The organism is Roseococcus microcysteis (genome assembly GCF_014764365.1).
GTDB lineage: Bacteria > Pseudomonadota > Alphaproteobacteria > Acetobacterales > Acetobacteraceae > Roseococcus > Roseococcus microcysteis.
The window spans coordinates 1,549,619-1,570,281 of sequence record NZ_CP061718.1 but is presented as its reverse complement, the minus strand read 5'-3'; the positions used below and the strand labels follow the sequence as shown (position 1 = coordinate 1,570,281).

General features: G+C 70.0%; 16 protein-coding genes. 8 read left to right on the top strand and 8 right to left on the bottom strand.

Features of this window, described 5'->3' with window-relative positions; translation table 11 throughout:
* Window positions 1-554: 554 nt before the first annotated feature.
* The 7 genes from ICW72_RS07415 to ICW72_RS20600 form a co-directional block, all read right to left on the bottom strand.
* Window positions 555-1,253, bottom strand: coding sequence for a response regulator (locus tag ICW72_RS07415; protein ID WP_191085612.1), 699 nt, complete (start codon window positions 1,251-1,253; stop codon window positions 555-557).
* Window positions 1,250-3,907: a sensor histidine kinase gene (locus ICW72_RS07410; RefSeq protein ID WP_191085611.1), complete on the bottom strand. Its 2,658-nt coding sequence runs from the start codon at window positions 3,905-3,907 to the stop codon at window positions 1,250-1,252. The genes ICW72_RS07415 and ICW72_RS07410 overlap by 4 nt, the downstream gene beginning before the upstream one ends.
* A 9-nt stretch (window positions 3,908-3,916) precedes the next feature.
* Window positions 3,917-4,429, bottom strand: a complete 513-nt coding sequence (gene kdpC / locus ICW72_RS07405; RefSeq protein WP_456300188.1) for a K(+)-transporting ATPase subunit C — start codon at window positions 4,427-4,429, stop codon at window positions 3,917-3,919.
* Window positions 4,327-6,477, bottom strand: coding sequence for a potassium-transporting ATPase subunit KdpB (gene kdpB / locus ICW72_RS07400; RefSeq protein ID WP_456300180.1), 2,151 nt, complete (start codon window positions 6,475-6,477; stop codon window positions 4,327-4,329). The genes kdpC and kdpB overlap by 103 nt, the downstream gene beginning before the upstream one ends.
* Window positions 6,478-6,487: 10 nt before the next feature.
* A complete protein-coding gene (gene kdpA / locus ICW72_RS07395) occupies window positions 6,488-8,071 on the bottom strand; it encodes a potassium-transporting ATPase subunit KdpA (protein ID WP_456300179.1) in 1,584 nt (527 codons plus the stop codon).
* A 100-nt stretch (window positions 8,072-8,171) separates the two neighbouring features.
* Complete coding sequence (kdpF, locus tag ICW72_RS21300) at window positions 8,172-8,258, bottom strand: K(+)-transporting ATPase subunit F (RefSeq protein ID WP_191086174.1); 87 nt, start codon at window positions 8,256-8,258, stop codon at window positions 8,172-8,174.
* Between the two features lie 234 nt (window positions 8,259-8,492).
* On the bottom strand, window positions 8,493-9,200 hold the full coding sequence (locus tag ICW72_RS20600) for an MFS transporter (protein WP_223880894.1): 708 nt from the start codon (window positions 9,198-9,200) through the stop codon (window positions 8,493-8,495).
* 4 nt (window positions 9,201-9,204) lie between these two features.
* Between ICW72_RS20600 and ICW72_RS20595 the strand changes: the two genes are divergently transcribed.
* The 8 genes from ICW72_RS20595 to ICW72_RS07350 all read left to right on the top strand — a co-directional run bounded on the left by ICW72_RS20595 (window position 9,205) and on the right by ICW72_RS07350 (window position 20,376).
* Complete coding sequence (locus ICW72_RS20595) at window positions 9,205-9,474, top strand: DUF6950 family protein (protein ID WP_223880893.1); 270 nt, start codon at window positions 9,205-9,207, stop codon at window positions 9,472-9,474.
* Entirely contained in the window at window positions 9,475-10,899 is a 1,425-nt protein-coding gene (locus tag ICW72_RS07380; RefSeq protein WP_223880892.1) for a phage tail protein, read from the top strand.
* Between the two features lie 39 nt (window positions 10,900-10,938).
* Entirely contained in the window at window positions 10,939-11,184 is a 246-nt protein-coding gene (locus ICW72_RS07375) for a hypothetical protein (RefSeq protein ID WP_191085608.1), read from the top strand.
* A gap of 171 nt (window positions 11,185-11,355) precedes the next feature.
* Complete coding sequence (locus ICW72_RS07370) at window positions 11,356-11,655, top strand: hypothetical protein (RefSeq protein WP_223880891.1); 300 nt, start codon at window positions 11,356-11,358, stop codon at window positions 11,653-11,655.
* Between the two features lie 1,155 nt (window positions 11,656-12,810).
* The gene (locus tag ICW72_RS07365; RefSeq protein ID WP_191085607.1) at window positions 12,811-15,045 is read left to right on the top strand and encodes a coiled-coil domain-containing protein; all 2,235 of its coding nucleotides are present in this window, start codon (window positions 12,811-12,813) and stop codon (window positions 15,043-15,045) included.
* The gene (locus tag ICW72_RS07360) at window positions 15,042-16,049 is read left to right on the top strand and encodes an OmpA/MotB family protein (RefSeq protein WP_191085606.1); all 1,008 of its coding nucleotides are present in this window, start codon (window positions 15,042-15,044) and stop codon (window positions 16,047-16,049) included. Before ICW72_RS07365 ends, ICW72_RS07360 begins: the two co-directional genes overlap by 4 nt.
* Window positions 16,046-17,530, top strand: a complete 1,485-nt coding sequence (locus ICW72_RS07355) for an EH signature domain-containing protein (RefSeq protein ID WP_191085605.1) — start codon at window positions 16,046-16,048, stop codon at window positions 17,528-17,530. The genes ICW72_RS07360 and ICW72_RS07355 overlap by 4 nt, the downstream gene beginning before the upstream one ends.
* A gap of 14 nt (window positions 17,531-17,544) precedes the next feature.
* Complete coding sequence (locus tag ICW72_RS07350) at window positions 17,545-20,376, top strand: DEAD/DEAH box helicase (protein WP_223880962.1); 2,832 nt, start codon at window positions 17,545-17,547, stop codon at window positions 20,374-20,376.
* Between the two features lie 7 nt (window positions 20,377-20,383).
* Here ICW72_RS07350 and ICW72_RS07345 read toward each other — a convergent pair whose 3' ends face one another.
* Complete coding sequence (locus ICW72_RS07345) at window positions 20,384-20,572, bottom strand: hypothetical protein (RefSeq protein ID WP_191085603.1); 189 nt, start codon at window positions 20,570-20,572, stop codon at window positions 20,384-20,386.
* Between the last annotated feature and the right edge of the window lie 91 nt (window positions 20,573-20,663).

The window sequence follows — 20,663 nt, the reverse complement described above, 5'->3', positions numbered from 1 at the left end:
GTGCTGCATTGCCAAGTTTAACTTATTGAATTGATGGCCGTATTTGGCTCCACGTTGGCAGCACGGGTTCGAATCCCGTACGGGACGCCACATTTCCTCCATATGGCGTTGAAATTGCTCGCTTATCGGTGATTGGATGGGGGCGTACCCCCAAGCCTACCCCCATCCCGGCGCTGGCTTGGCGTAGCTGCATGTAGATGTGGGCGCGCTGCGCGTGCGCGCATTCGGGCGTTGCTCGCGACCTCTCCAGCGGCAGCAGGATCAGATCGGGAAGGACGAACTCCTCCGCTTCGTGCCTTTGGAGGTGGTCGTGCCCCATCAGGCTCGCCACGGCCGTCTGGCGAGTTGTACGGCTCGCGGCGACGCGATTAGAGGCTGACGTGGGCAAAGGGTCGGTTGAGCCTGCCGCCGGGGCGCGGCGCTCATCGCCGTCAAGGTGAATGCCGAGGAACGTCTCCGGCGCGATGTTCGGTCTGGTGTCGGCAGCACTGTCGGTGGGGCGGGGACGAAGCGGCAGTGCCGTGATGCGGAGGAAATGCCGTTGCCCAATGACCTCACGAATCCTCGCCAAACCGATACCCAACGCCGGGCTCCGTGCGGATGAGGGAGGCTGCCTCGCCCAGCTTCTGACGCAACTGCGCGATGTAGACGCGCAGATACTGCGTGTCCTCCAGATGGGCCGCGCCCCAGACGGTGGCCAACAGGTGGCGCTGTGTCACGACACGGCCATCGCCCGCCCGTGCCAGCGCCGCCAGCAACTCCCACTCGCGAGGCGTCAGGCGCAATGCCTCCTGCCCATCCAGGCGTGCGATGCGGCGTGCAAGGTCCACCTCAAGCGGCCCGAAGCGCAGCACTGTCGCTGGTTTCGCCCCCGCAGGCGCCATGCGCCGCAGTGCGACCCGGATGCGGGCCAGCAGCTCGGCCAGGGCGAAGGGCTTCTCCACATAGTCATCTGCGCCGGCATCCAGCGCCTGCACCTTCTCCATCTCGCGCTCCCGTGCGGAGACGATGATAACCGGCACCAGGCTGAAGGCGCGCAACCGCATCAACACCTCCTGCCCATCCATATCGGGCAGGCCCAGGTCCAACAGCACGAGATCTGGCGACTGTGTCGCGCTCAGGCGCAGCGCCTCGGCGCCGCTTTCCGCGCGCAGCACCGCGAGTCCTGCCGCCTCGAGCGCCGGCTTTAGAAAGCGATGGATCTGCGGCTCGTCATCCACGACCAGGATCCGCGCGGCATCCCTCGTGGTCATGCGGGGAAGCGCAGCGTGATGCGCGTGCCGCCGCTCTCGTGATGGATGGGGCTCTCCGCCGCGATCCGCCCGCCCATGGCATGCGCCAGCCCCCGGCAGATGGCGAGGCCGAGGCCCGTGCCGGCGGCCACGCGGTCGGCGCGCGTCACGCGGAAGAAGGGGTCGAAGACGCGGTGCAGATCCTCGGCCGGAATGCCCGGCCCGTCATCCTCCACCGCGATGGCCACCTCATGCCCCTCGCGCCGCGCCGTCACGCGCAGGGGCGCTTCCGAGAATTTGAGGGCGTTGTCCAACACATTGCCCAGGATCTGGTCCAGCAGCGCGGGGTCCAGGCGCGGTTCGGTCAGGCGTTCCCCGACGGTCACGGTGATCTCGCGTCCCGTCGCGCGGCGGGCGCGCGCCACCGCCACCTCCAGCGCCTCCGGGATGTTCACCGGCTCACGCCGCGGCTCCAGCTGCCCGTGCTCGATGCGCACCATGTCCAGGATGTTCGACAGGTAGCGCGACAGCCGCGCCGTCTCCTCCTCGGCGGCCAGTAGCAGGTCGGCGCGGGTTTCCGCCGGCAGCGTCTCGCCCGTGGCGCGTAGCGTGCCCAGCGCGCCACGTATGGAGGTCAACGGCGTGCGGAGGTCATGACCGAGCGAGGTCAGCAGCGCGGTGCGCAGCTGCTCGGTCTCGGCGCGGGCGGCGCCGCGGGCCTCGCGCTCCATCAGCTGCGCGCGCTCGATGGCCACCGCCGCTTGGTCGAGCAGGGCGGTCAGGGCCTTGTCCGTCTCGCCCGCCAGGGGCTCCGCCCGGTCATCGAGCTTCACGCCCACCAGCCCCACCACGCCGCGCGCGGTCCGCATGGGGCGGAACTGCCAGGATGCCGTGGGCAGGGTGTCGGTGTCGCGACCGGCGGGACGGCCCTGCGCCAAGGCCCAGCGCGCGGCCGCCATTGCCGTCTCGTCCACCTCCATGGTCACGGGCATGGCGGCCCGCACCACCGGTTCCGGCGCGGCGCCCGGCAGCAGCGGCTCCAGCGGCATCACCACCGCGCTGGGCGCGCCGGCCACGCGCGTGGCTTCCTCGGCCACGGCGGGCAGCAGCTCCGGCAGCCCGCCGGGCCCACCCAGGCGGCGGCTGAACTCCACCAGGCGCCGCAGCGCCAGCATCCGCGCCCGCGCCGTGCGGACGGACCGCCCCAGCCTGCCCGTGGTGCCGGCCAGCAGCAGCGCCACCGCGGCGAAGGCGCCAAGGCCGACCAGGTCCGCGCCGTCCAGCAGCTCGAAGGTGTAGCGCGGCTCCAAAAAGAAAAAATTCCAGCTGAGGAAGCCCAGCACCGCGCCCAGGGCCGCATGCCACGGCCCCAGCAGGGCCGCCAGCGCCACCACCACGGCCAGGAACACCATGCCCAGCGTGCGCTCGGCCAGCAGCCCCTCCGCGCCATAGCCCAGCGTGACCACCAGGGCGACGGCCGCCGGCACGGCGCCCCAGCCGAGCCAGGGCGGCAGCGCGGCCGGCGCGGAGGGCGCCGCGCGCGCCTTGCCGGCCGGGCCGGGCACGATGTGCAGCGTGAAGTCGGTGGCCCGGCGCGCCAGCGTCGCGGACAGCGTCCGCCCCAGCCAGCGCCGCCACACCCCCGGCCGCCCCCGCCCGATGACGATATGTGAGGCGTTCCGCGCCCGCGCCTGGGCCAGGATGGTGGCGGGCAGGTCCGCCCCCACCACCGTCTCCACCTCGGCGCCCAGCTCCTCCGCGAGGCGCAGGGTGGGCGTGGGGTCGCTGGAATCCACCTCCCCCGGGCGTTCCACATGCAGCACCACCAGCGGCGCGCGCAGCGCGTCCGCGATGCGGCGGCCCTGGCGCACCACCGTCTCGGCCGAGGCATCTGCGCCCACCAGCGCCAGCACGCGGTCCCCCGCCGGCCATGGCCCCGCGATGGCATTGGCGCGCATGTAGCCGGTGACGTCGGCATCCACCCGCTCGGCGGTGCGGCGCAGCGCCATCTCGCGCAGCGCCGCCAGGTTGCCCTCGCGGAAGAAGCCGCGCATGGCGCGGGCGGCCTGGTCGGGGCGGTAGATCTTGCCCTGGCGCATCCGCTCCAGCAGCTCGGCGGGCGGGATGTCAATGAGTTCCACCGCGTCGGCGCCGGCCAGCACGGCATCGGGCACCGTCTCGGCCACGCGGATGCCCGCGATGCGCGCGACCGCGTCCGACAGGCTCTCCAGGTGCTGGACGTTCATGGTGGTCCAGACCTCGATGCCGGCGTCGCGCAGCTCCTCCACATCCTGCCAGCGCTTGGGGTGGCGGCTGCCGGGGGCGTTGCTGTGCGCGAGTTCGTCCAGCAGCAGGATGTCGGGGCGGTGCGCGAGGGCGGCGTCGAGGTCGAATTCCTCCAGCACCTGGCCGCGATGTTCGAGGCGCGCGCGCGGCAGGATGGGCAGGTCGCCGATCTGGGCGATGGTCTCGGCCCGGCCATGCGTCTCGATGATGCCGGCCAGCACCTCCGCGCCGCCGGCCATGCGGCGCCGGGCCTCGGTCAGCATCTCATGCGTCTTGCCCACGCCGGGCGCCGCGCCGAGGAAGACCTTGAGCCGCCCGCGCCCCTCCCGCGCCGCCAGGGCCAGCAGCGCGTCGGGGTCGGGGCGGTCCGGGTCGCGGGGATTGGCCATCTCCCTTTTCTAGCGCGGCGCCACGGGCGCACCCAGGGCGAGGTTCAGCCGCAGCACATTCACCCGCGGCTCACCCAGGAAGCCCAGCAGGCGGGGTTCCGTGTGGCGGTCCACCAGCGCCTGCACCTGGGCGGGCGGCAGGCCGCGCGCCGCAGCCACGCGGGCCACCTGGCGCGCGGCATTGGCCGGGCTGATGTGCGGGTCGAGGCCGGAGCCCGAGGCCGTCGCCGCATCGGCCGGCACGTCGCGCTGGCCATCCACCCGGGCGCGCACCGCCGCCAGCAGGGCGGCGCTGGTGGCGCCGAGGTTGCTCGGCCCATCGCCTTCCGCATCGCCGGAGGGGCGGGGCTGGAACCATTCGGGCCCCTCCATGCGCCGCACGACGAGGTCGGAGCCGACCACGCGCCCCTCCCGCACGATCAGGCTGCCATTGGCCTCGCGCGGGAACAGCGCCTGCGCGACACCGGTGAAGCCAAGCGGGACCAGAAGGCCCAGCAGCAGCGTGAATCCGCCCAGCAGCACCAGGGCGGGACGAAGCAGGGTCCACATGGTTCAGACGATCCCCAGGAAGGTGAGACACAGGTCAATGGCCTTGATGCCGAGGAAGGGCACCAGCAGCCCCCCAGCCCATAGACCGCGAGGTTCCGCCGCAGCAGCGCCGCCGCGCCCAGGCCGCCACGCCCCACGCCGCGCAGCGCCAGCGGCACCAGCGCCACGATGATGAGCGCGTTGAAGATGACGGCGGAGAGGATGGCGCTTTCCGGGCTGGTGAGGTCCATGACGTTCAGCGCCCCCAGCCCCGGATATTGCGCGACGAAGATGGCGGGCAGGATAGCGAAGTACTTCGCCACGTCATTCGCGATGGAGAAGGTGGTCAGCGCGCCGCGGGTGATCAGAAGCTGCTTGCCGATCTCCACCACCTCGATGAGCTTGGTGGGGTCGCTGTCCAGGTCCACCATGTTGCCGGCCTCGCGCGCGGCCTGGGTGCCGGTCTGCATGACCAGGCCGACATCCGCCTGCGCGAGCGCCGGCGCGTCATTGGTGCCGTCACCGGCCATGGCGACGAGGCGGCCCTCGGCCTGGGCGCGGCGGATGTAGTTCAGCTTGTCCTCGGGCGTGGCCTCCGCGAGGAAATCATCCACGCCCGCCTCGGCGGCGATGGCGGCGGCGGTGAGGCGGTTATCGCCCGTGACCATGACGGTTCGGATGCCCATGCGGCGCAGCGCGTCGAAGCGTTCGCGGGTACCCGGCTTGATCACGTCCTTCAGCGCGATCGCGCCCAGCACCTGGCCGTCGCGCGCCACCACCAGCGGCGTCGCGCCCGCGCGGGCAATGCGCGTGACGGCGTCGGCCAAGGCGGGCGGGGTGGCGTCGGCCATGCGGTCGGCCGCCGCCTTGCGGAAGCTGCCGCGCCCGGGCAGGTCGAGGCCCGAGACGCGGGTCTGCGCGGTGAAGGGGATGATGGTGGCGCCCTCGGGCACCGCCTCCGCCGCCACGCCGTGCTTCTCGCGCGCCAGCACGAGGATGGAGCGGCCCTCCGGCGTTTCGTCGGCCAGCGAGGCCAGGACGGCGGCCTCGGCCAGTTCGCGCTCGGTCACACCCGGGGCGGGGATGAAGCTCGCGGCCTGGCGGTTGCCGAGCGTGATGGTGCCGGTCTTGTCCAGCAGCAGCACGTCCACATCGCCCGCCGCCTCCACCGCGCGGCCGGAGGTGGCGACGACGTTGAAGCGCACCAGCCGGTCCATCCCAGCGATGCCGATGGCGGACAGCAGCCCGCCGATGGTGGTCGGAATCAGCGTGACCAGCAGCGCCGCCAGCACCGGCACCGAGGGCGGCGTGGCGTGGAAGCTGGCCAGCCCCACGATGGTCGCGACCGCGATGAGGAAAACTATGGTCATGCCCGCCAGCAGGATGTCCAGCGCGACCTCATTGGGCGTCTTCTGGCGGGAGGCGCTCTCCACCAGCGCGATCATCCGGTCCATGAAGCTGTTGCCGGGGGCGGCGGTGACGCGCACCACCAGCCAGTCCGAGACCAGGGTGGTGCCGCCCGTCACGGCGCTGCGGTCGCCGCCGGATTCGCGGATGACGGGCGCGCTCTCGCCCGTCACGGCGGCCTCGTTCACGCTGGCGACGCCCTCGATGGCCTCGCCATCGGCGGGGATCAAGTCGCCGGCCTCGACGAGGATCAGGTCGCCCTCGCGCAGATCGGCGGCGGCGCGGTCCTGCCATTGGGTGCGATCCGCGGCGCGGGCCAGGAGCTTGGCGCGGGCCTCGCCGCGGGCGCGGCGCAGGCTCTCCGCGCGGGCCCGGCCGCGGCCCTCGGCCAGCGCCTCCGCGAAGGTGGCGAAGAGCACGGTCAGCCACAGCCAGGCGGCGATGCCGGCCTGGAAGCCCCAGGGTTCGCCCCGCCAGGCCGCCAGCAGCGCCAGCAGCGTGACGAGGAGGGAGACCACCTCCGTCACGAAGATGACGGGGTTGCGGATGAGGTGCGCGGGGTTGAGCTTCAGCACCGCGTCCCGCAGCGCGCGGGCGAGCAGCGGCCGGCCCGGCGCTTCCGTGATGGTGTTCATGTCAGCTGCCTCAGAAGGTCTGGCCGGCCATCAGCGCGAAATGCTCCGCGATGGGGCCGAGGAAGAGCGCGGGCAGGAATTGCAGCCCGCCCAGGATCAGGATCACGCCGCAGAGCAGCCCCACGAAGAGCGGCCCATGCGTGGGGAAGCTGCCGGTGGATGCGGCGACGCGTGGCTTGGCCGCCAAGCTGCCCGCGATGGCCAGCACCGGCACGATGATGGCGTAGCGGCCCAGCAGCATGGCGATGCCCAGCGTCGTGTTCATCCAGGGCGTGTCCGCCCCGAACCCCGCGAAGGCCGAGCCATTGTTCCCCGCGGCCGAGGAATAGGCGTAGAGGATCTCGGACAGCCCGTGCGGCCCCGCATCCTGCACACTGGCCAGCGCCGCCGGCAGCACCGCCGCCACCGCGCTGAAGCCCAGCACGCAGACCGGCACCACCAGCACCGCCAGCATGGCAAGCTTCACCTCGCGCGCCTGGATCTTCTTGCCGAGATATTCCGGCGTGCGCCCCACCATCAGCCCGGCGATGAAGACCGCCAGCAGCACGAAGACCAGCATGCCATAGAGGCCCGAGCCGACGCCGCCGGGCAGCACCTCGCCCAGCTGGATCAGGAACATCGGCACCAGCCCGCCCAGCGGCGTGAAGCTGTCATGCATGGCGTTGACGCTGCCATTGGAGGCGCCGGTGGTGGCCACCGCCCAGAGCGCGGAAAGCGCCACGCCATGCCGCACCTCCTTGCCTTCCATGTTGCCGTCGGCGGGGTTCAGGCCGGCGGCGATGTGCAGCGGGTTGCCCGCGGCCTCGGCGGCATAGGTGATGGCGGTGCCGGCGACGACGAAGATCATCATCACCGCGAACAGGGCCCAGCCCTGGCGCATGTCGCCCACCATCCGCCCGAAGGTCAGCGTCAGCGCGAAGGGGATGGCGAGGATGGCCCAGAGCTGCGCCAGGTTGGCGAGGGCCGTCGGATTCTCGAAGGGATGCGCCGAGTTCACGCCGAAGAAGCCGCCGCCATTGGTGCCGAGCTGCTTGATGGCCACCTGGAAGGCGGCGGGGCCAAGCGGCAGCACCTCGCCGCCTTCCAGCGCGGCGCCGGCCGCGAGCGTCTGCGGCACGCCCTGCGCCACCAGCAACAGCCCCAGCAGCAAAGCGAGCGGCAGCAGGAGGTAGAGCGTGATCCGCACCAGGTCCGCCCAGAAATTCCCCAGCGCCTGCACGCCGCCCGCCGCCAGCGCGCGCGTCAGCGCGAGCGCCAGCGCGATGCCCGTGGCGGCCGAGAGAAAGTTCTGCACCGCGAGCCCGGCCATCTGCGACAGGTGCGACATGGCCGTCTCGCCGCTATAGGCCTGCCAGTTGGTGTTGGTGACGAAGCTGATGGCGGTGTTGAAGGCGAGCCAGGGCGAGAGGCCCGGCAGCCCCGCCGGGTTCAGCGGCAGCACGCCCTGCAGCCGCAGCAGCGCGTAGAGCAGCAGGAATCCCGCCGCGTTCAGCGCCAGCATGGCCAGCACATAGCGCTGCCAGCCCATGCCCTGCGCCGGGTCCACGCCGGCGGCGCGGTAGAAGCCGGCCTCCAGAGGATGCAGGAACCGCACCCGCCCCCGGCCACGGCCGCGATGTAGCGGCCGAGCGGCACGGCGGTGACGAGCACGAGGGTGAGGACGAAGGCGATCTGCGCCCAGCCGGTGAGGGTCATCACAGAACCTCCGGCCGCAGCAGCGCCCAGACGAGGTAGCCGAGCAGGAACGCCGCGACGGCGCCGCCCAGGACAAGGTCCAGCATGGCGGCCTCAGACGCGGGCGCAGGCGCGGGCGTAGAGGCCCATCAGCGCGAGTCCCCCGAGGCCGAGGGCGAGGAGAAGAATGTCAAGCATGGTGGCTCCCTCCCGGACGAAGGGCGCCCGGGTCAGGGTGACCATCCGTCCGAGGGGCGCAAAGGGGCCATTCGGAATGCCGGCCCGACGCATAAAGGCGGCGTAAAGGCGGAGCAGATGCTGCCTCGGTCAGAGCACGCCGGTCATGTGCGCGCTGCTTGCTTCTCCGGCGGCCTGATGTGCCGGAAGGCCCAGAGCAGCGTCAGGTCGTAGGCGATCTTGAGCACACCGCAGAGGATGAAGGGCGCCGTCGGATAGCCTGCCGCGATGATGGCGCCGGCGATCGCCGGCCCGGCCGCGGCCGCCAGGCTGCGCGGCACGGCCGTGAAGCTCGCCGCCGCCGTCCGCTCGGCCGGCGTGACGACGGCCATGACGTAGGAGGCGCGTGTCGGCACGTCCATCTGCGACAGCGCCGCCCGCACCAGCAAGAGGCCCAGCGCCCACTCCACCGAGGGCGCCAGCACCGCCGCGATCAGGCATAGGCTCGACGGGATGTGCGTGTAGACCATGGTGTTGATCAGCCCGACCCGCCCCGCAAGCCAAGCAGCCACCGGGAAGGAGAAGGCCGACAGCACTCCAGACCAGAAAAAGAACAACCCTGCCTGCGCCAGCGACAGACCGAAGCGTTCGAACAGCCAGAGCGCGAGCAGCGCCTGCACCGCGAGCCCGCCGGCGAAGCTGTCTACGCTGAACAGCGTCGCCAGCTTCACCACGATCCCGCGGGAGGGGCCCAGCGGCGCGTGGCGGATGCGCCGGTCCGTGGCCGGCAAGGGCGGGAGGGCGCGATACGCCACGAAGCAGGCGACCCCGAGAAGGGCGTAGAGCAGGAAGGCCGAGCGCAGTGCCGCCACCTCCGTGACACCGGTGCGGGCCCTCGCGGCAGTGGAGGCGGTGACCGGCACCCGGCCACAGATCCGCGTGCTGCCGGACCTCGCTGCCGCCGCCGACAGCGCGGGCTTTTCCCGCATGCAGCCGGCCTTTGCCCGCATGGGCGATGTCGTACTCGCCCCGGAGCCCGATCGGCTCGGTGTGGTAGTGGATGCAGGGCGGGCCGCCTTCCTCGGGCCGCGGGGCCTGCTGCGCGTGCCGATCACCGCCTGCACCACCGCCTGGAGGATTGGCTGAATGCCCGCTGCCATCCCCCTCATCGCCGTCGTCGCCGGCGGCGTGGCCTCCGCGGCCATCGGCGGCGGCCTGCTCGGCGCGCTGGTCGGCGCCGGCGCGGCCTTCGTAGTCTCTTCCATCGGCGCCTCGGTCTTCCCCGCCAAGCGCCCGACCGCGCCGACCCGGCCCGGCGACGATGCCACCGCCCCCGGCGCTGGCCGCACCCAGTCCTTTCGCCAGCCCATCACCGAGCACCAAATCGTCTTTGGCCGCTGCAAGGTCGGCGGACCCATCGTGTTCATCCACTCAGCACCGGACGACGAGGGCCGGGCCGATGGCTGGTTCTATTCGGTGGTGGTGCTCGCCGCGCACCGCGTCCGCGGCATTGGCGATGTCTGGCTGGGCGACACGCTGGCCACGGATCCGAAGTTTGCCAGGCTGGTCAGGATCGACCGGCACCTGAGCACAGTGGACCAGCTGGCCGATACCAACCTCATCGCCGAGACCGGCGGCAAATGGATCGCCGAGCACCGCGGTCGCGGTCGCGCCTATGTCGCGCTGCGCCTGAAAATCACCGCCGAGGCCTTTCCCGCCGGCCCGCCCAACATCGCCGCCCTGGTCGAGGGCGCCGACACCATCCTCGACCCGCGCACCGGCACCGTGGGTTGGTCCGACAACCCGGCGCTCTGCCTCGCCTGGTACCTCACCGCGCCCTTTGGCTGGAAAGCCTCCTGGGACGACATCGACATTCCCGCCCTCATGGCCGCCGCCAACATCTGCGACGAGCTGATCGGCACCCGCGCCGGTCTGCATGAGCGCCGCTACACCGTGAACGGCCGCGTCTCGCTCGGCGAGGGCAAGATTGCCATCACCCGCAAGCTGGTCGCCGCCATGGCCGGGGCGATGGTCGTCTCGGGCGGGCGGTTCTTTATCCATGCGGGCGGACCCGCGCTGCCTTCGGCCACACTCACCTCGGACGACCTGCGCGGCGACGTCACCATCCAGGGCAGCCGGCCGCGGCGGGATCTCCCCAACGGGGTGCGCGCCGTCTATGTCGACCCCGCGAAAAACTGGCAGCCCACCGACGCCCCGCCGCTGCTCGCCGCCAACTACGTGGTCGAGGATGGCGGAGAGGCGATCTACCGCGATCTGGAGTTCCCGCTCACCACCTCGGTCGCCACCGTGCAGCGGCTGATGAAAGCCGAGCTGGAGCGGGTCCGGCGCCAGCGCGAGGTGGCGTTTCCGGCGAACCTGTCGGCGCTGCGGCTGCGGCCCTGGGATGGGGTCACGGTGGCGCTCGACCGGGTCGGGGCCTTCCCGGCGCGGGTGACGGGCTGGCGGCTGTCGCCGGATGGCGGGGTGGACCTGGCGCTGTCCGAGGAGGACCCCGCTGTCTGGAACTGGAACCCCGCCGTGGACGAGCGCGCGGCCGGCGACAGCCCCTAGCCGGTCTTTGGGTCGGGGCGGCGGGAGTTCGCAGCCGAGGTGTCTTGGGACCTGCCGAGCCTGGCGCCGGGGGCGACATCGCTCATCGACGTCACGGTGAACGGGGCGCGGGCGGGCGACCTGGCGCAGGCGTTGCTGGTGTCGTCGACGCGGTTCATTGAGCTCGATGCCGCGGTGTGGTCGAACAACACGGTGCGGGTGATGGCGCGGAACATCTCCGCGGCGACGTTTGACCTGACGGCGGCCACGCTGTCGGTGGGGGTGGTGAAGCGGCGCGTGCCATAACCTCATTCGCCTGCGAAAGGTGGATAGGCGTGCCAGGCAGCGTCTTCATACCGGGCAGACGGTGCGGCTCGGCGTGAACGTGGCCTTCGCGCAGATCGGCATCATCGGCTTCGACGGGCAGATCGAGCTCGAGGCGCTGCGGCTCTACGGCCTGCCAGAGGATGCGCCGCGGTGCTCTACGGCTGCCCGTCGCTGCCTGCCGGGACGCGGACGCTGGCGCTTGAGACCAGCTGGGACCTGCCGAGCCTCGGGCCTGGCGCGACGGCCAACGTGGACGTCACGGTGCCAGGCGCGCGGCGGGGCGACTTCGCGGACGCCTCCCTCGACAGCAGCGGCATCGCCTTCGTGCTCGACCGCCATGTGTGGTCGAACAACACCGTGCGCGTCACAGCGCGGAATGTCAGCGCGTCGACGGTGGACGTCGCCGCGGCGCCGCTGGCGGTCCAGGTCATAAAGCGTAAGCTACCCTAAGCTGATCAGAATCAATGTTAAGCCCGCGCCCCTGTCGGCGGCCGGAGCAGCAATGAGACGGACCGTGCTTCGGCACCGTGGTTCGGCCGTTCAGGCCTTACGCTTCAGCCAACCGATATCTCGAGGCTGTTCTCCCTTCCAACCCAGGAGAACCTCCCACTGTCGAGCCGCGGGATCGAAGCGAGCGTATGCTCGGCCGCTGTCGTCTTGACCGGTCGAGACATGCCGTTCCCACCACCGCTCTGCCCCGCGGAGTGCCTTCCACCCGTCCGGCCGCCCTCCCGTAACGGGCAGTTCTTGGAGCATCTTGTAGAAGGCTCCGCGCGAGGCGAACTCGCCAACCGCGACCTGGATGCTGTCGCGAAGCAGGATGATATCTGGCCTCAGTGTTGTGAGCGCGGCTGTAAGTTCCTCCTGTAGTCGGATCGCAGCTGATCGCGTCGGCGCTGCCCGCGGTGGGACCGCGTCTAGCCGCGTCTCTAATTCCCGGATCTTTTCGAGAGCCGCTTCAAGGGCAAAGTCGCGCTCGGGTGCGGCGGGAGGACGAGGTTGCGCTCGCGCAGGAGGCACACGCACCGCGTCCTTGAGCTGCTCCGCAAGGCTGGCGAGTGCTGCCCGCATCTCAATAAGGTGCTGCTCAAGAACAGCGACCCTTGCCTCGGCGGAAGCGCCGTCCACTCGACTCGCGCCAAGCACCTCCGCAACCTGATCTGTCCCGAGCACACCCTCACAGCGCAAGAACCAGTCGAACGCGACGTCGCTAACCGTATCGCCCAACCACCTACCGGTCCGTGAGACGCGGATACCCGCCGCCTCAAGGCGGGCTTGCGTTTCGTTGAGCGTGCTGGCCAGCCCCCGAACCAGTACCCAGGTCGATCCCTCGCCAGGGAGGACCACGAATGACTGCTCTGCTCCGGCCTGGTCCTCTGGGGCTCCGACGTCGATACGGTCGCCGGGAAGCAGGGGGTACACGATACCGCGCCAAACGACGCCGGGACGGCCATCGGGCAGGTCCCGGGGGGTACAGGGGCAACGCTGAACCAGCGTTTCGCCATCGAAAATTGCGACTTCGATCTCGCTTCGCATAGCCGGTAGGTTGCTACATAATGGGGCGCTATTCGACTCAGGGTTTGATTTCCTAGGGGGCGTCCCAGAGTGCTTACCGAGTTACTGCGGGCGCTTGCGCCCTATCTGGCCTGGGAGCCAGTCATTTATTCCATCTTAGCCAGCCTGGTCATCTGGGCCGGCTACTCCGCGTTCCAACTGAGGCGAGCAACCTCGGCCGTAGCCGCCGCCTTCGCCGGCGGACGTCGAGCTCTGGGCGACGAAGCTGACCCTGTCGTTTTCGCCGCGTCCTACGAAACGGCATCGTCAGTGCTGGCGCAAGACAGGCTCCTCGGAGGCTCTTGGCGCGGCCTTCGCCAAAGCCTGATCGTTCCATCTGGGCCTGGGCAGCCGGTCGTGGCAACGACCGAGCCTCGCCGCTGGTTCGACCTTGCCACGCTGGTCCGCGCTGCCGGCGCGGATCTCCGATACCACGCTGCCCTTCCTGGCTTGCTGGTCGGCGCCGGACTCTTCGTCACGTTTCTCGGGCTCGCAGCGGCGCTGTCGGCGGCAGGCGAGGTGGTCGCAGAGGGCGTCGATCAGGCGCGCAGGAACGCTGCACTTCGTGACCTGCTGGGCTCCGCATCGGTCAAGTTCGTGACGTCGCTTGCCGGCCTCGGTCTCTCGATCGGGTATGCGCTGTACCGAAAGAGAAGGTTGCAAGCCACCGAAGCAGCAATGGCGGGCTTTCTCGCAGCGCTGCAGGAGCGACTTCCTCTAAAAACTCAGGCGGCGCTGCAGGCCGAGGCCAACGCAATCCTTGCGAAGCAGTATGCGGACGTCCAGCGCATCGGCAGCGAGTTCTTCGTCAATCTCGGCAGCACGCTGGAACGCGAGTTTGATGCGGGCCTACAACAGCACATCAAACCCCTAGCGGAAGCGATCGAGAAGCTCTCGTCCGGGCTCGCGAACCAGAACGAGGACGCTCTGCAGACTATGCTGAAGGCGTTTCTCGAGAAGCTTGAGGGCGCCGTCGGCGAGAGCATGCGCAGCACCGCTGCTACACTCGAAGCTCTCGGGACTCGCCTGGACGGCCTGCAGGGAGCGATGGACGCAGCCGCTCTGCGCATGGGCCGGGCCGCAGAGGATATGGCGTCCCGCCTTGGTCGCGGCACGGAAGCCGCGCTCGGCGGGATCACCGAGCAGATGGCGGCCTTGGTCCGGGGTCTTCGCGACGCGGCCGAAGAGGCCGGGCGGAGCAATCGTGCGGCTGGAGACGATCTGGCACGTCGCATGGCTGAAACAGCTGCGGCCCTCACGTCAGCTGTTGCCGCCTTCCAGGCGCGGCTCGAGGACGGCGCTGCTGACGGGATCTCGCGCCTGACAGGCCCCATCGAGGCTTTGCTCCAGCAGTTGCGGGAACTCGCAGAGAGCCAGAGGCGTGCTGGCGCCGAGTCCACCACCGCGCTTGCAGCGACGATCACCCGAACGGCCGAGGCGCTCGAGGCCACAGCAACGAAGGTGGCCGAGACGCTCGGCGGCGGAGCAGCCGACGCGAGCGGGCGGCTGGTTGCCGCCACAGAGGCAATGCGTGACGACTTGCGTGCGGTCCTGGACCGCTTTGGCGCCACGCTCGACGACAGCGGCCGAGCCCTGACTCGCGGCGCGGAAGCGGGTGGAGACGCCCTACGCGGTGCCGCTGCCGACCTTGGGAAGGACGTGACGGCGGGCGCGGCCAGGCTGCGGGAGGCGGCCGAGGCAGCTGGCGCCGCCCTGCGCGACGGTGCAAGCGCTGCGAGCGCAGGCATGACTTCGGCCGCGAGCACGCTGCGTCAGGGCAGTGAAGGTCTCGGGGAACGGCTCGGTGCGCTTGGCAACGCCTCGGCGGAGCTGGCGCGTCAGGCCGAGGCCCTCGACAAGGCGCTGCGGGCAGCAACTGCGCCGATGTCGGCGGCGACGACGGACCTCCGTACGGCGGCGGAAGCGGCCCGGGATGCACTTGGGCCCTGGCGCGATACCGCTCAGGCGCTCCGGAGCGCCGTGGACGGCTTGCTCGGTGCAGCGGCATCGATCGAAGCAGCCCAGCGCGGCGCGAGCGACCTTTCCGCGCGTCTCGCCCAGGCGTCCGAGCGCTTCGGCGGGCTCGACGAGGGGCTTGCGAAGACGTTGCGCGCCTTGCAGGAGGCGCTGGGCGGCTACCAGCGACAGATCGCTGAATTCGTCTCCGGCCTCGATCAGGGGCTTCAGAAGAGCGTCGGTGGCCTCCTAGCAGTCGCCCAGAGCCTTGAAAATTCCGTCGAGGAAATTGGTGGCGCGCGACCGCAGCGCCGGGCGAGCCAAGGATGAGTGGAGCCGGACTGGCCGAGGAGGGCGAATCCGAAGGCTATTTTGCCTCCGTCAGCGACTTGATGGTGGGCGTCCTCTTCGTCTTCCTTCTCATGCTGACCGTCTTCGCGTTGAACTTTCGTGATGATAGCGCAAGCCTCGACAGGCTTCGGGCGGAGTTGCAGCGCGCGGAGCAGGCCGCTCAATTGGAAAGGGCCAACGCGGAAGCTGCGCGCGCGATCGCGGAAGCCGCGCGGATCGAAGCCGAGCGACAGCTAGCCGAGGCCGAGCGGCAGTCGGCTCGGGCCCGCGCACAGGAGGAGGAGGCCGCCCGCCTCCGAGCGCAGAACGAGATGCTTCGTGCGAGGTTGCAAGAGGCCGCGGACAAGCTCCGGCGCGAACTTGCGGACCGCGAGGCGGCACGGAACGCCCTGCTGCAGCGGCTTGCCCGAGGGCTGGAGGCGCGGCGGATCCAATTCATCCTGGATCCCAGGTCGGGCGTCCTGAGGCTGTCTGACGCGGTGCCTTTCCCGACCGGTGGCAGTGACCTCACCGATACGGCGCGACGCACTGTGACTGCTCTTGGCGAAGTGCTGGCTGAGGTGCTGCCATGCTTCTCGTATGGCGCGCCGCGTCAGAACTGCGAGCAGGCTGATATCCCGATCCTGGAGGCGATGCTCGTCGAGGGGCACACGGATCGCCAGCCCTTCGCGAACATGACGGCGGCTGATTCCCAAGCAAGGAACGACCTGCTCTCTACCGCTCGGGCGCTGACCGTCTTCGCCCAGATCCGGCAGCAGCAGCGCGTTCTCGACGAACTTCGGAACCCGTCCGCCCAGCCACTACTAGGCGTGTCCGGATACGGCCAGCGGCGACCGCTTCCCGAAGCGATGACGCTCTCCGAGGCGCACCTCGCCCAGAATCGTCGTATCGATCTTCGCTTCATCCTCTCAGCGCGCACCTCGGACGAGATCCGACGACTGCTGGAGGACATCGCCGCTCTGCAGCAGGGCGGCGCCCGATGACGGAATCCACCGCCGCCCTGCGTGAGCTTGCTGCGCTCCAGGATCTCCTCCAGCGAAAGCCCGCTCTGCCAGAGAGACCGGCGTGCCTCCGCCAGGCAGGAGAGCTGTTCCGCAAGGACGAGGCTGCGGCACTTCCGTCCGGTGAGGTTCTGGAGATCCTGCGCGAGGAACTCCGCAAGGCTTGTGCGGCCGGTGCACTGGCCAGCATCCCAGTGCGGACACTCCGCCGTGCCCCGATGGTCTTTTGGGACCGCGATCCGCAGGCCGCCGCGTTCCCCGGGCTCCTGGAGGCGTTCTTGGCAGGGGCGGCTGCCAGGCCTCGCTGGCTTCGCGAGCTGGTCGAGGCTTGGCTGCGCGACTTCGGCCCGGACCGGGCGCGCCTACCCGAGGCTGGCCGCGCGGCGGCGAACCTCCTGGCGCGTACGCAAGACCCCCGGCTTCAGCCCTGGGACCGCGCGCACAGGCGCTACTCCATGTTCGACGCCGCACGCGGGCCCGAGCGCGTCGGATCTGCTCTTCTAAGCGGTAGCGATCCTGTCGAGGCGGTCCTCTCGGAAACCGGGATGGATGACCCACTCCGGGCCGAGGGACGCTTCTTTCGTGCAGCCGTTCGGGCGATGCTGGCGGCGCTGCCAACCGCGCTTCGTGGGACTGGCGCGCGCGAGGCCTGGGCTAGAGCCGCTGTCATCCTCGAGATTGAGCGCGTCCGTCGCGACAGATCGGGGCGCGAGATCGCCGAGCCGGCACTGCGAGTCGCCGACCTCGCGGGGGAGACGATCGCCGCATGCCTCGACCCCTGGCTGCGCGACCCGCCGGCGGCGAACGCGCCGAGGGAAGAGATAAAGGCCTTCCTCCTCCGAGTCGTCGGAGACCCTCGACTCCGGCCTGAGCGGTGGCGTGCAGCGCCTGAGGCCTGCGCGCAGCTCATGCGCAGTTGGCTTGCCGCCGCCTCGCTTGAGACCTTCTTTGCGCTGATTAGCGAAACCAACAACGACCCACAGTGGCAGTACCGGCGCGCGTTCTGGCGTGCCTGCCTCCGCAAGATGCCCGGCCACCAGCCTGCCGAAGTCTGGGTCGTGCTCGGCCCCGGCATGGCAGCCCGGGCGAAGGCTGTGAAGGACCTAGCGAGTGCCCATGGGCGCATGGAGGTCTCGGGCCAGTACGGCGAACAAGCTGTGCTCCTGATCAGGCTCGGGAACATTGTACTCAGCGAGTGGAGCAATGTTGGGCCGGTGCGGGCGTGGGAGATCGGCGACCCACGTTGCCCTGCGCTTTACCGCACGCACTACGAGGCGCGGGACCTTCGGGCGAAGTGCCTCGACTTCCCTGATCATCCGATCAAGGGCAGGGGGGGCGCCTTTGACGGCGGAGGGCTCTGGCACCGGGATCCGAAAGGCTACCTCTGGCAGGGATGTGCTGCCGCTTTCCTCCAGAGCCACACGCAGCTGCGGCTGGTGCCAGAAGACTACAAGCTGAGATGACGCCCGTGCTTCGCATGACCGCCGTGCCTGCGCCAGCAGGTACCGAGCTGCGCCTCGCTTCGGGCGCAGACGTACTTCCGCCGGCGTCGTGGGGCCTCTCGGGCCATCGGGGAGCCGACATCGCGCGCCGCCTCGTCATTGAGGGCGCAGCGATCGAGGCCGATGACTACCTTCTGGTGGAGCACGCTGCGGTGGCGCGCCTCACGGCGGCAGAGGCGGCGCGGCTGGACTTGCCACCGGCTACGTCGCTGCGTGCTGTAGTCGAGGGCAGCGGCATCATGCTGCGGTCCGACTTCACCGCTTCTTTGCGTTGGACGCGCCCTGGCGGCCAGAACGTCCTCGGCGTCGAGCGCGTCGGGGCTTGGCTGCGGGAGGCTGACGGCTGGCGGAGGCTGCCTGAGACACTCTTTGCCGTCGCGGAGGCTGTCGACCGTTACGCGGCGGCTGCAGGCCAGGGCGATGCGCCCCGATTGCGCGCACTCGCCGCGCTCAGGGAAGCCCTTCCGACCGCGGCATTGACCGGTTCTGCCGAAGCGACCGGGTTGCTCGGCACTGTCACCATCCTCGAGGCGGACGCTCTCTCGCTAGACGCGACCGGCGCCGGTGACGACCTGCAGATTGTCCCGGTACTGCACCGTGCCGGGGCCGGCGACGCTCCGCTCCTGCCGGAAGACCGCCAGCGCGCGTTCGGGAACGACCAGTTCCTTCGCTGGCCGACCGCACGGCCCGTGTACACTCTGCCTGGGGGCGTCTACGTCGTCCTATCACCGCCGTTGCGGCAGGCACTTGAAGTAGCGCGCCGCATCGCCGCAGGCCCGCCGGCTGAACGACGCTCGTTTCTGCGCGAACCTCGCGCTGCGATCCGCGCAGCGATCGGCGACGAGGCCGACGCTGCCCTGCTTGACTCTCTGGTCGTCGAAACGCCGGCCTGGTCCGACCGGGTTGTCGGCCTTGGACTGTGGCAGCCTCGTGTGCTCCCGTGGATCGAACTCTCGGGGAACGATTGGTTCGGCAGCAGCGCACCGAATGGCACAGGCGGGGGAGAGAGCCCAAGCCAGCGCGGCATCGTCGTTGGTGATCAGCGCATACCGCTGACGCCAGAACAGGCTGAGCGGCTGTCGACCGACATCAGGGAAGCCATCGCTGTAGGGCGGCCAACGGTGCAGGTCGAAACGCCCGACGGACCCGTCCAAGTTCCAGCGAGCGATGCGACGGTCGCGTCCCTCGCGCCGCTGTTGCCTAGGTCGCGCGATGGAAGCGGCACCGCTGAGCCCTCGCCCACCGAGGTCCTGCTCATCAAGCCGAATGAGACGGCGAGGGACATTGAGGCGCTGGTGCAGCGGAGGCCGACGCCTCGCGCAGCGGCTCCAGCGTCGCTCCGGACGCCGCTGAAGGAGCACCAGCGAGAGGGGCTCGTTTGGCTGCAGCGCAACTGGGCCGTTGGCAGCCCGGGGGTGTTGCTGGCGGATGATATGGGGCTTGGCAAGACGCTTCAGGGCTTGGCGTTCCTCGCATGGTTGCGCGAAGGAATGACGGCGGGCCAGGTCACGCGCGCACCCCTGCTAATCGTCGCACCGACGGGGCTCTTGGAGAACTGGCGCGCGGAGCACGACCGCCATCTTGTCGCACCGGGGCTCGGGCGGCTCGTGCAGGCCTACGGGAAGGGGCTCGCGGGCCTGCGTCTGCCATCCGGCGGAGCGCCCGGCCTCGACCTGGCGGCGCTGCGGGACGCCGACTGGGTCCTGACCACGTACGAGACACTGCGTGACCATGACCGCGACTTCGGCGCAGTGCGCTTCGCGGCGATGCTGCTGGACGAGGCGCAGAAGGTGAAGACCCCAGGGATTCGGCTGACTGACGCGGCCAAGGCAATGAATGCCGACTTCCGGGTAGCTCTGACTGGAACGCCAGTAGAGAACCGGCTGGCGGATCTCTGGTGCATCGTGGATGGCGTCGCCCCCGGCCATCTCGGGGACCTGCGGCGGTTCAGCGCCACGTATGAGGCAGCTCCGACAGTGGAGCGCCTTGCTGAACTCAAGGCGTCGCTGGATCGCTCGATTGGCGGCCGTCCGCCGCTTCTCCTCCGTCGCCTCAAGGAGGACCGCCTTCCAGATCTGCCGCCCCGCAACGACGTCGTCATGACGGCCGAAATGCAGGGGGCGCAACTCGCGGCTTACGAGGAGGCGGTCGCCCTCGGTCGGAGTGATCAGGGCGCAGGCCGCGTTCTCGAGGCGCTTCAGCGGCTCCGTGCTGTCAGCTTGCACCCCGACGCCGACGCCGCTCCCGACGATGCCGAGCTGATCGCCGGCTCTGCCCGCCTTCGCCTGGCGCTTCAAGCCCTAGATGCCATCGCCGAGCGCGATGAGCGTGCGTTGGTTTTCTTGGACGACCTCACGATGATGGCGCGGATTGCGGGGCTGCTTCAGCGCAGATATCGGCTGCCTGCGGCACCGATGACGATTAGCGGCAAGGTTGCTGGCGCGGCGCGCCAGGCTCGTGTGGACAGGTTCCAGGAGGCACCGGGCGGGTTCGACGTCATGCTGCTCTCCCCGCGTGCGGGCGGGGTCGGCCTGACGCTGACCCGGGCGAATCACGTCGTGCACCTGGCCCGGTGGTGGAACCCGGCGGTCGAGGACCAGTGCACTGGCCGGGTACTCCGGATCGGACAGGAGCGTCCGGTGACCGTGCACGTACCCCTCGCGGTCTTGCCCGGCGGCAGACCATCCTTCGACGAAAACCTGCACGCGCTGCTCGAGCGCAAGCGGAAGCTGATGCGAGAGGCACTGATGCCGCCGGACGCACAGCCGGACGACCTCGCCTCGATGCTGCGCGACAGCCTCGCCTGACTCTCCGCTATCCTGCCGCGCGGAGCAGAGCGATCCTCAGCGAGTACGGGCCGGTCCGCTCGATGATGACATCGTCGCCCTCACGTGCTGCAGCGTCCGCGAAGAACTCACGGACCGGCCCCCGCTGACGCAGGATCATCTTGTCGCCCGCAACGTCGGTCGTGATCGTCGGTCCCGGCTCGAAGGTGACGATCAATTGGCTGGGTGCCGCCGCTTCGGCATTCGGCCCGCTGATGACGTCATCCGGCAGCAGGTGCCTGGCCCTACGCAGGTAGATGTGGCCGTTG

What these genes read in the sequence shown, in the direction of transcription:
- ICW72_RS07415 (WP_191085612.1), bottom strand. Translation starts at nt 1,253, where the DNA reads ATGACCACGAGGGATGCCGCGCGGATCCTGGTCGTGGATGACGAGCCG.
- ICW72_RS07410 (WP_191085611.1), bottom strand. Translation starts at nt 3,907, where the DNA reads ATGGCCAATCCCCGCGACCCGGACCGCCCCGACCCCGACGCGCTGCTG.
- kdpB (WP_456300180.1), bottom strand. Translation starts at nt 6,477, where the DNA reads ATGAACACCATCACGGAAGCGCCGGGCCGGCCGCTGCTCGCCCGCGCG.
- kdpF (WP_191086174.1), bottom strand. Translation starts at nt 8,258, where the DNA reads ATGCTGGACCTTGTCCTGGGCGGCGCCGTCGCGGCGTTCCTGCTCGGC.
- ICW72_RS07380 (WP_223880892.1), top strand. Translation starts at nt 9,475, where the DNA reads ATGCCCGCTGCCATCCCCCTCATCGCCGTCGTCGCCGGCGGCGTGGCC.
- ICW72_RS07360 (WP_191085606.1), top strand. Translation starts at nt 15,042, where the DNA reads ATGAGTGGAGCCGGACTGGCCGAGGAGGGCGAATCCGAAGGCTATTTT.
- ICW72_RS07355 (WP_191085605.1), top strand. Translation starts at nt 16,046, where the DNA reads ATGACGGAATCCACCGCCGCCCTGCGTGAGCTTGCTGCGCTCCAGGAT.
- ICW72_RS07350 (WP_223880962.1), top strand. Translation starts at nt 17,545, where the DNA reads ATGACCGCCGTGCCTGCGCCAGCAGGTACCGAGCTGCGCCTCGCTTCG.